Origin of the sequence: uncultured Campylobacter sp., from assembly GCF_937997595.1 — a bacterium.
GTDB lineage: Bacteria > Campylobacterota > Campylobacteria > Campylobacterales > Campylobacteraceae > Campylobacter_B.
Genome location: NZ_CALKTS010000174.1, coordinates 1 through 9,944, shown reverse-complemented (window position 1 = coordinate 9,944; position 9,944 = coordinate 1). Strand labels below are relative to the sequence as shown.

Below are 9,944 nucleotides of genomic sequence, written 5' to 3'. Positions count from 1 at the left end.
AATAGTTTATCATCAATCAGCGCGCCGCTGGTTTCAAAAAGACCCAGCATGTATTTGTGCGAGCCGTATTCGGTGCCGACGCTGCCGCTCCACTCGTTAGTCGGTTCTTTTAAAACGATATTGATGATGCCGCCGATTGAGTCTTTGCCGTAGATCGCACTGCTAGGACCTCGCAAAACCTCGACGTGATCGATATTTGTAACGGGGATATAGGCTGCGTCTTTGTTACTTTGCGCTACGCCGCCGACATAGACCGTAACGGGGTTAGAACTCGTATATATCGAAGGATTGAGTCCTCTAGTACTGATGCCCTCGTACATCCCGCCCACACCGGTAATGTTTGGCATAGTTTTTACCAGCTCCTCGACGTTTTTGACTTCTCGTTCTTGTAGCTAAGTATCACTTACGACGCTGATACTTTGTGGCACATCCTTTAAATTTTCACTTATTTTGTTTGCGGTAACTTCTACTTCGCCGAGATTTACGCTTTGCTTAGTTTGCTCGTCGGCTATGGCTGGATTTGCGGCGCTCAATAAAAGTAGGGTAGCTACAGTTTCAGAGAGAGTAAAAACTTTCAAAATTTAACTCCTAAAATCTGATAAAATTTTCGTGTTATTATATCAGATGAGATAATCATTGTCAATACTACTACAATATTAAATTAATGCAAAATATAAGCATGATTTATATTGAATTTAATGTTTCAAATTTAGATACAAAATAGGGCGATACAATAAGCTTATTATAATTTAAATAAATACGTCCATAAAAATTTATGGAAAAATGATGCTAAATTAATAAAATCAAAAAATTCATTTTTATAAATCGTTTACTACATATAAATCATTAATATAAAAATATATATCAGTAGTTCATTATTTTTCAATTTTTTGGAGCAAAAACACTATAATTCTAGGTATTTTATATTGAAAACTATAATTTTCAAGTAAAAATCCAATACGAAATTAACGTATAATTATATGAATAATTTCATGTATTTTTGATTCATTCGGCGCTTATTTGGAAGAACTTTTTATAAATATAGATTTAGCGTGACTTCAAATGAAATCAACAGGACGAGATATGTTTTTGCAAGAATGAAATAGGAGATAAATATCTAAATTGGGCAGAAATAAAATTTTGCTTATAGCAAGGAGTTAAATTTAAAATATGGAAAGTTTTGCGCCCAGAAAAGGCCCTCTTTTATTCAATAACCAGGCGCATTAGATACATATCCTCGCCGTCGATTACGCTGATTTCAGAGCTTTTGCAACGCGGACAAGAAAAGTCGTTCTGCGTCAAATCTCCGCTAAAACCGCAGTTTTTGCATTTTACGACGATTTCTTGGGTGTGGATGATGAGATCCGCATTTTCGCATACGGTGCCTGCACGAAAGACTTCATAGCAGTTTTGCAGATAATGCGCTTCCACGCCGCTTAGCCGCCCTATTTTTACGTGCAGTTCCCTTATCTGCGGACTTTTTGCGCTAGATGTATCACAAGACGTCTGTGGATTCGTATCCAAGTTTTCAGCAAAAATGGCAGTTTTGTGATTCAAATCCATATCCGCAACGCCCATATTCTCAGCATTTTTAGCGTCTATTATGTCGACATTTGCAGAGTCTGCATTTCTAGCGGTATTGGCGATGCCGCAGCGGTTTTTATCGCCCTGCTCGACCGCGCCTTTTTTCTTTGCTATTTCGGCGTTTAGCGCCTTTTCACATAGCGCTACAAGATCCGCTACGATCGATAATTCATGCATTTTTACCTCTAAATTTTACGGCCGCGCCGTATTTTATGCGAAATTTTGTTGTAAATTTAAAAATACGCCTGAAATTTAGGCATAAATTTGCACGCAAATTTAACAAATCCTCGGCAACAGCTCGCCTTTCGGAAGCTCTAAAAATCGCTGCGAGCCGTAGGCGTTTTGCAAAATCACTCGTCCTTTTGCCGCATGCGAAGTTTGAAATTGTCCCGCCCTATTTTCTGACGCCGCGTCCATAGATTCGTCCTGCGCGCTAAGCTTCGGTGTCAAAGTACCCTCAAATTCGCCCCCGCCGTGCCCTACTTCGCGCACCTCGCCGATGATTGCGGCATTTACGTCAAATTCGCGCAGTATCTCAAGCGCCCTATCGGCCTCGGCGTCATCTTCTACGATCATTACGAAAGTGCCTTCATTTGCAAGCTCGTAAGGCTCGAAGCCCAGCAGCTCGCACACACCCACCACTTCGTCGCTGATTTTGATATCCTCTTCGCGCACCAAAAATTCAAGCCCGCTAGAGCTTGCGAATTCGTTCAAAACCGCGCTGAGCCCGCCGCGCGTCGCATCTCGCATCGCCTGGATTTTCACGCCTTGCAAGATCAGCTTTTCTACCGCAGCGCAAAGCGGTTTGCAGTCGCTTTGCAGCTCGCTGCTTAGCGCGATCTCGTCGCGTGCCGCGAGTATCACCGCCCCGTGCCGCCCGATGTCGCCGCTAAGCAGGATTTTTGCGCCCGCTTTGATGTTTTGCACGCGCGCAGGTCGCAAAACACGGCCGATACCGCTAGTGTTGATGAAAATTTTATCGCATTTGCCGCGCGGCACGACCTTTGTGTCGCCGCAAACGATACGAACGCCGCAGCTTCGCGCGGTGCTAGCCATCGAGTCCAGGATGCGTCGCAGCTCGCTTAGGCCAAGCCCCTCCTCGATGATGAGCGCGCAGCTTAAAAACAGCGGCTTGGCGCCCACCATCGCAAGGTCGTTGACGGTGCCGCAAACGGCAATCTTGCCGATGTCGCCGCCGTTAAAAAACAGAGGCGTAACGACGAAACTATCGGTGCTGAAAGCTAGCTCGCCGCCGAAACCAGCCGCCGAATTCAAAGCAGAACTCGGCGCCGTGCGGTCAAAACCAGCCTCGGCGTCTAAATTTAGTATCGCGCTGTCATTGTTAGCGCGTAAAATTTCATTATCAAACGCCGCAAAGATCGTCTCGTTGATGAGCCTATTCATCTCCTCGCCGCCGCCGCCGTGGCTTAAAAGTATAGTTTCGTTCAAATTTTTCCTTTTCACTCGGTTTTAAATTTAAAGCCCGTATTCCGCAGCCGAACAAGCCGTGCCGCTACGGCGCCGCGTAAAATTTCAAATTAAATTTTAGCCCGACGTTTTACTTTGGTTAAAATTTTAAAGCATGACTTATTTTTAAAATTTGCGCTCTGCGATACCGCGCGCAAAATTTAGCCCGCGTTCTTGACGTCGCCGTATTTATAGTACGCCGCGCACGCCCCTTCGCTTGAGACCATGCACGATCCTATCGGGTTTTGCGGCGTGCAGTGCTTGCCGAAAACCTTGCAATCATAGGGGCTTTTTTTGCCGCGCAAAATTTCGCCGCAGATACAGGCCTTGCTCTCGGGAGCGCTCTGTACGCTGCAATCAAACTGCACCCTGGCATCCAGCGCCGCGTACTGCGGGCGCAACTTCATGCCACTTTTTGGAATTTCGCCGAGCCCTCGCCACGGAAAATCGCAAATTTCAAAATATTTATCTATCAAATTTTGCGCTTTTTGGTTGCCGCCCTCTTTTACGACGCGCTCGTATTCGTTGAAAACCTCGTAGGTGCCGGCGTTTTGCTGCTCGACCAAATTCAGCACGCCCGCCATTATATCAAGCGGCTCAAACCCGCTTACGGCGATCGGCTTTTTGTAGTCTCGCGCGATGCTCTCGTAGGCCTTCGCGCCGGTGATCACGCTTACGTGGCTAGGCCCTAAAAACGCGTCTATCTGCACATCCGCGTCGTCTAAGATCGCTCGCACGGGCGCGGGCACCGTGACGTGATTGATGTGAAAAAAGAGATTTTTTAGCCCTAAACTCAGCGTTTTATCGATCAGCACGGCACTCATCGGCGTCGTAGTCTCAAAGCCGATCGCAAAAAATATCACCGTTTTTTGCGGATTTTCCTGTGCGATCTTTATGCAATCAAGCGGGCTATAAAGCGCCCTGATGTCGTGCCCCTCGCCGCGCAGCTTCTGCAAACTCGTGCGAGAGCCGGGCACGCGCAGCATGTCTGCTAGAGTGCAAAAAATACTCTGCGGCATCGCGGCAAGTTTAATCGCCTCATCGATACGGCTACGCGGCATTACGCACACCGGACAGCCCGGGCCGTGGATAAATTTTATATTTTTGCCGACCAGGCTCGGAAGTCCGAATTTCATGATCGAGTGCGTGTGTCCGCCGCAAATCTCCATAATATTTAGCGGCTTTTTGCTTTTAGAAATTATCAGCTTGCTAAGCGCTAAAATCAGCTCCTTGTCCCTAAAATCCTTGATTAGATCCATTATTTTCTTCCAAAAAAATATTAACATTCCAAATTTTATAAAAATCGTTAATGATTTTTATAGTTCTTTGTTCTATTGTTGCTTTATTCCATTGTGTGATATTAAGCAACTCTTTGTTAATAATTAAATCCGCATATTTTTTAATATAATGTTTGTATTTATTATTTCCGTTTAATTTGTCTGTCCATGCGGCATTTTGCAAAGCAGTATTAAATTTGCCTTTTAAAAGTGTCATATTTCCTATTTTATATATAAATTTATCAGCTTCTTCTTCATTTTTAAAAATATCACTCCAATTTTCCTGCCATTTCTGAGGTGCTAAATGTTCAAGTGTATAAATGTAACATAAACCAGTCTTGTCTTTATAATCTTTTGCTTCACGCTGTCTATAGAGCTCTATCCAAAATAAAACAACTTTTGCATCATTATTTTCTATATTATTGAGCCATTCTTCTATTTGGCTATGTTCAAAGAATTTTACATAATATTTTTTAATTTGCTCCCTAATATATATGTAAGTATTTTTTAAATTATTTTGTAAATTACTAATTATGTCTGCTACGAATTTATTGTAATTTTTGGTTTCAGATACACATAAAACAGTCATTTCAAGCAAATAAAGTGCCTTTTTATACTCATCTTCTTCTAAATTTTGTTTTAAAAATAAAACTAGCGGTAAAAAAGAATTAATACCAAAACAATATCCTAAGTGGAAAAATCTATTTTCATATTCATCAAAATCAAACAAAATATTTTGTGTAATTTGTGGAAGTTTTTGATAAGTTTGAGCATATTTAGCTAGCAATACAAGAAAATCTTCTAATTCCTCTTTGCTCTTATTTTGAATATATGTTTTAAAAACAGAACTTAAATCCGATAGCGAATGCTTATCGGTATCAAAAATGCCTATAATTAAAGCAAAAGCATGAAGAAAAATTTCACTCTGTGAACGCTTGATTCTTCCTGTCGTTATCTGTGAATCCCAAAACTGCAAGCACTTATCGTCATGCTCAAAAATATTACGCCAATATTTATCGTATAAATCCAAGGCATATTCTTCATCTGAGATTTTAATTATCCTATCAAAAAGAGCATTTTTTATTATATCAGTTGCATTTAAAGGCATTCCAGTGGAGTTAATTGAGTCAAATATCTTTTGCTCATCTTCTGTAGACTCCAAATTTACCTTTACAAAAAGCTTTGATTTATCAGTTATAAATTTCAAAAAATCAAACACGTCATCTATTTCTTTAATTCTAATCTTAAAATACTCTAAACAGTCCAACAAACCTTCTTTAAGGTTTTTTTCATTTTTTTGACCGCTAGAATAAACCCCTTGTATTATTTGAGTATAAATTTTACGATCAACTTTGCAATGTTTTATTTTTGGATCATTATCAGTGTAGTCTTCTATAAGCAGAGGATCAAAATGCTTCTTTTGCTCATCTTTTAGCTCATCGTATGCTGCTTTTATAAGGATAGAAAATGTTGTTATTCTTTGTTGCCCGTCTATTATGTTTGCAAAATTTCTATTTCCACTATTTCTTTTTAAAATTACAGAACCCAAAAAATGTTCTTTCCTACTTAATGCACTGGCTTTTAAATCATCAAATAATTGCTCCCATTGCTCCTTTTTCCAAACATACTTTCTTTGAAAAAACGGTACTTCTAAAAAATTTTCGTCAGAAACAATCCTTTTAAAACTACTTGCAATAGCTTCCACTTTTATTCCTTATTATTTTGATATAGCTTGCTTGATTTGGCGTCATCATTCAATATATTATCGCTCGTCCTCATCTGCTTTGCAATCTGCTCGTAAATTTCGATACTCTCCTTCGCTCGCTGCGTATCGATCTTCTCCATCGCAAAACCAACGTGGATCAGCACGTACTCCCCGACCGCCGCGGGCTCAGGGAGCAGATCCAAGCTCACGCCGCGGCGCACGCCCAGAGTCTCCACCGTCGCGAAATTATTTTCGTCGATCGAGATGATTTTTGAAGGGATTGAAAGGCACATTAACGAAATTCCTTCTTGTATTGTAGGAATTTCAGCCATTTCTCCACGCCCTCGCCGCTTTTACTATCAAGCGCGATGACGTCGGCTTTCGGATTGAGCTTGTGCACTTCGCGCACTACCTCCTGTATATCGAAGTCAAAATGCGGTAGCAGCGCTGTTTTGGTGATTACGACGCAGTCTGCGCGGCGAAATATTACCGGGTATTTTGCGATCTTATCGCTGCCCTCGGGCACGCTTAGAAGCACTACGTTCAGGTGCGCGCCCACGTCGAATGCCGCAGGGCAGACGAGGTTCCCGACGTTTTCTATAAAAACCAGATCCAAATTTTTAGTATCGATATGATGAAGCCCCTCGTGAACCATAAAGGCATCCAGATGGCAGGTCTCGCCGGTACTGATCTGATGGGCCTGTGCACCCGCTTTTATGATGCGATCGGCATCGCGGTTAGTCTCCAGGTCGCCCTCGATGACGCCGATTTTAAATTTGCCGCTTTTGATAGTGGCCTCAAGCAGCGTCGTCTTGCCGCTGCCAGGGCTTGACATTAAATTTAGACATAAAATTTTATCCTCGTCAAAATGAGCTCTGTTGTGAGCGGCCTCCTCGTCGTTGGCGCTTAAAATTTTACTCATCACCTCGATCGTCTTGGCGTCGCTAATAGCGACATTTGCGTGGATGTGATCGTGCGCGTCGTGCTCGTGATCGACCCCTTCTTCGTGCATATGAGCGTGGGAGTGGACGGTGCCGTCCGCGTGGGTATGGACATGCTCGTGTGTCATATCTGCGTGCGAATGGGCGCCCGCTTCGTGAGTGTGGCCTATGGAACAGCCGCAATCTTTACACATTTTTTCTCCTTGGATAATTGGATAATAAATTTTGCGCGTAAAATACCACGTTTTTGCTTTAAACGGCGTAAATTTGATAAATTTTATATCGAAGTGCGAAATTTTGTGAAATTTAATGAGGCTTGAAATTTACGCACTCCGTTTTCGTCTAAATTTCGTGCGCTGTTTGCGAAGACTCGACACAAAATTTAAAGCTAGCGAGCAAAGACGCTGCTTCTAAATTTTATCGCCTATTTTAACTCGCAGATTGCAGAGCCGCGCGCCGTAAATTTAGGGCTTGCGCGGCTGTGTAGCGGCTCAAAACAATAAAAAGTCGCCGTAGATAGAAGCGCGAAATTTAGGGCTTGCGAGCGGATTTTACCGGCGCTCTACAATCTCGCGTGTGCTCTACGGCGTGCCAAACATCATCAATGCGGCGGTCGTGCTCATATCCATTTTACGCTAGCTCGGCTTTGCAAATGCGGCACGAAAGCGGCACCTATAAAATTTAGTCGCGAGCTGCTGCGCCGGTTTCGTGCCTGCGCGTAAATTTAAACCTGCAGCAAGAATGCTTTTTGATTAAAATTTATAAAATTTTGCGCTCGCCGTGTAAATTTAAACAAATTTTATTTGCACGCCTTGCGCAGCCGCGCCGCCCGAATTCTCCACTCGATCGAGAATCGCGCTTCGTAACCTGCAAAAGTCGCGCCGCAGCTGCGTTTAAATTTAAAAGCGCATAAATTTAGCGCGACGCGCTGTTTTTTAAAAACGTACAAAAGCCCTACGCTTCGGTGATGACCGCCTTTACGAGCTTGGAAAATTTCACCCCTTTTAGCGCACCGATTTTGGCGCTGAGCCGCTCTATCTTTGAAATTTTATCCCGCATCGTGATCTCCTCGAAGCAGTGGCGCTCGTCGATGTGGAAGTGGCTGGTGCTGATGATGGTGACGTTTGCGTGGTGCTCGATCTCTACGAGCTGCTCGATCAGATCGCTTTGGTGATGATCATACGCGATGCAAAGCACACCCACGCAGTCCTCATCGCTATCTCCGTGAAGCACGCCCTCGACCATCTTTTCGCGTATGAGATCGCGGATAAACTCGCTGCGGCTTAGGTATTGCTTGGCGCGCACCATCTCATCGAGATCCTCAAAAAGCTTCGTCGGCAGCGAAATGCTAAATCTTACGGCGCTCTCTTTTTCCTCTTTTTTCATAGTTTCCCCCTATTTCGCGTATTTTGAACGTAATTTTATCGAAATTCCGCTCAAATAGTAAGAATTTTGCACGCTAATTCGGCTTATTTTTTAAAATTTAAAGCTCCAGGGCGCTGCGCGTATTTTGAAATTTCGCTCGCAGTTTCGCACCATATTTTAGGGCTGGCGCGATGAAATTTTACCGGTGCTACGTTATTTAAATTCTACCGCATCGCGATTTTGCGCTCAAATTTAAGAGGCGGGCGCCAAATAGCGCCTTGGCTTGGGATTTATGCAGTATCTCGCCGCGCGCTGCGATGGAATCTTGCATCGATCGCCATGGCGGCGCGCCGTGACGCCCAAGCGGCAGCATTGTTAAATTTCAAAATTTAACGTTTTGGCTGTGATCTCAGGCGGCAAAGACGTAAATTTGTTCGCTGATTTTGCGATTTTCGAGAAGCTAGCTGCGGTGTATTTTATCGCCCGTAGCGTATCGCAAAGTGTGGGCATGGCGCAGAGTTCAATCAAATTTATAGGCGAGATACTAATAAAATTTTATCGAGTCGGCTTAGTGCGATAGTTACATTTTTTATGGACGAGCTTAGCGCGAAATCTCGCTTAGATACGCCGCGAGCTGCCCGTATGCGATGCCGCTGTCGTTGCAAGGAACGGCGCGGTTTAGATGAAATTTTATCCCTCGCTCACGCAGCTTTTTGTAGGTCAAATTAAGCAGCGTGGCGTTTTGAAAGACTCCGCCGCTTAGCACGACCTCAAGCCCGAAGCCCTCCGCAAACTCCGCGATGAAGTTCGCCAGGCCGTTGATGAATTTCGTCGCAGCCAAGCGCGGCTCATCGATCAAAGCCTGCAAAAACGCCTCTTCGTAATCAATCACGTAGCATTCGCCCTCAAGGCTCGGCGCGCAAGCTCCGTTTTGCGGATTCTGATCCGCATCGGCGGCGTTTTTGCTTTCAGAATTTATTAAATTCAGGGGAGACGCTTGCTTTATAGAATTTGCGGCGACGTTTGTATTCTTTTCACCGCCGCCTGCGATGTTTTCAGCCGTCCGCTCAGGCCAGTCTTTGCTTGCCGCATCGTCCGCAAGCTTTTTAAAATCGCCTCGCAGCGCGCAGCTGTTTTTGGCGCCGCTATGATTTTGCGCATTCAGACCGCCCTGCCCCGCTTCGCGCTGTGTTTCGTGCCGCAAATCATCGGTACCCCGCTGCTGCAAAGCGGAATACGGCGCATTTTGGATAAAATTTTCGCCCGCTTTTTTCAGCCTAAATTTATAGCTCTGCTCGTAGCCCCGGGTATAGAGGTTTTCTAGCCGCATGCCCGCCTCGCCGTCGAAGCTTACGGTTCGCAGGCCGCAAATGACCGCAGCAAACGCATCGAACAGCCGCCCTAGCGAGCTTGAGCGGACGGCACGCGGCGCGATTTTTTCTAAATTTGCGACTTCGCTTGCATTAAATTTTGCTAAAAACTCGTGCGCAGCGTCCTTTGCATTAAATTTAAATATGAGCGCGAGCGCAAGTTTGTAGATGTTTTTGATCGCATTCTCGCCGCCGATAAGCGCGATCTCGTCGAATTTTGCGACGCGATGGTAGC

At 44.3% G+C, this 9,944-nt stretch carries 9 protein-coding genes and 1 pseudogene; all 10 read right to left on the bottom strand.

The window, feature by feature from the left end:
• Positions 1–347: TonB-dependent receptor plug domain-containing protein (locus tag Q0614_RS06335; protein ID WP_298787366.1), on the bottom strand; the 347-nt coding region annotated here is incomplete at its 3' end.
• A gap of 45 nt (positions 348–392) precedes the next feature.
• Positions 393–578, bottom strand: a complete 186-nt coding sequence (locus tag Q0614_RS06330) for a hypothetical protein (RefSeq protein ID WP_298787364.1) — start codon at positions 576–578, stop codon at positions 393–395.
• 625 nt (positions 579–1,203) lie between these two features.
• Positions 1,204–1,761, bottom strand: coding sequence for a hydrogenase maturation nickel metallochaperone HypA (locus Q0614_RS06325; RefSeq protein WP_298787362.1), 558 nt, complete (start codon positions 1,759–1,761; stop codon positions 1,204–1,206).
• Between the two features lie 99 nt (positions 1,762–1,860).
• Positions 1,861–3,033 carry a hydrogenase expression/formation protein HypE gene (gene hypE / locus Q0614_RS06320; RefSeq protein WP_298787360.1) on the bottom strand — a complete coding sequence of 391 codons (1,173 nt, stop codon included), beginning with the start codon at positions 3,031–3,033 and terminating at the stop codon, positions 1,861–1,863.
• Positions 3,034–3,212: 179 nt separating this feature from the next.
• The gene (hypD, locus tag Q0614_RS06315) at positions 3,213–4,310 is read right to left on the bottom strand and encodes a hydrogenase formation protein HypD (protein WP_298787358.1); all 1,098 of its coding nucleotides are present in this window, start codon (positions 4,308–4,310) and stop codon (positions 3,213–3,215) included.
• Entirely contained in the window at positions 4,288–6,033 is a 1,746-nt protein-coding gene (locus tag Q0614_RS06310; protein WP_298787356.1) for a DUF262 domain-containing HNH endonuclease family protein, read from the bottom strand. Before Q0614_RS06310 ends, hypD begins: the two co-directional genes overlap by 23 nt.
• A gap of 2 nt (positions 6,034–6,035) precedes the next feature.
• On the bottom strand, positions 6,036–6,326 hold the full coding sequence (locus Q0614_RS06305; RefSeq protein ID WP_298787354.1) for a HypC/HybG/HupF family hydrogenase formation chaperone: 291 nt from the start codon (positions 6,324–6,326) through the stop codon (positions 6,036–6,038).
• On the bottom strand, positions 6,326–7,168 hold the full coding sequence (gene hypB, locus Q0614_RS06300; protein WP_298787352.1) for a hydrogenase nickel incorporation protein HypB: 843 nt from the start codon (positions 7,166–7,168) through the stop codon (positions 6,326–6,328). Before hypB ends, Q0614_RS06305 begins: the two co-directional genes overlap by 1 nt.
• A 760-nt stretch (positions 7,169–7,928) precedes the next feature.
• Complete coding sequence (gene nikR, locus Q0614_RS06295; RefSeq protein ID WP_298787350.1) at positions 7,929–8,360, bottom strand: nickel-responsive transcriptional regulator NikR; 432 nt, start codon at positions 8,358–8,360, stop codon at positions 7,929–7,931.
• 580 nt (positions 8,361–8,940) lie between these two features.
• A pseudogene (locus tag Q0614_RS06290) lies at positions 8,941–9,944 on the bottom strand (hypothetical protein); the annotation flags it as partial.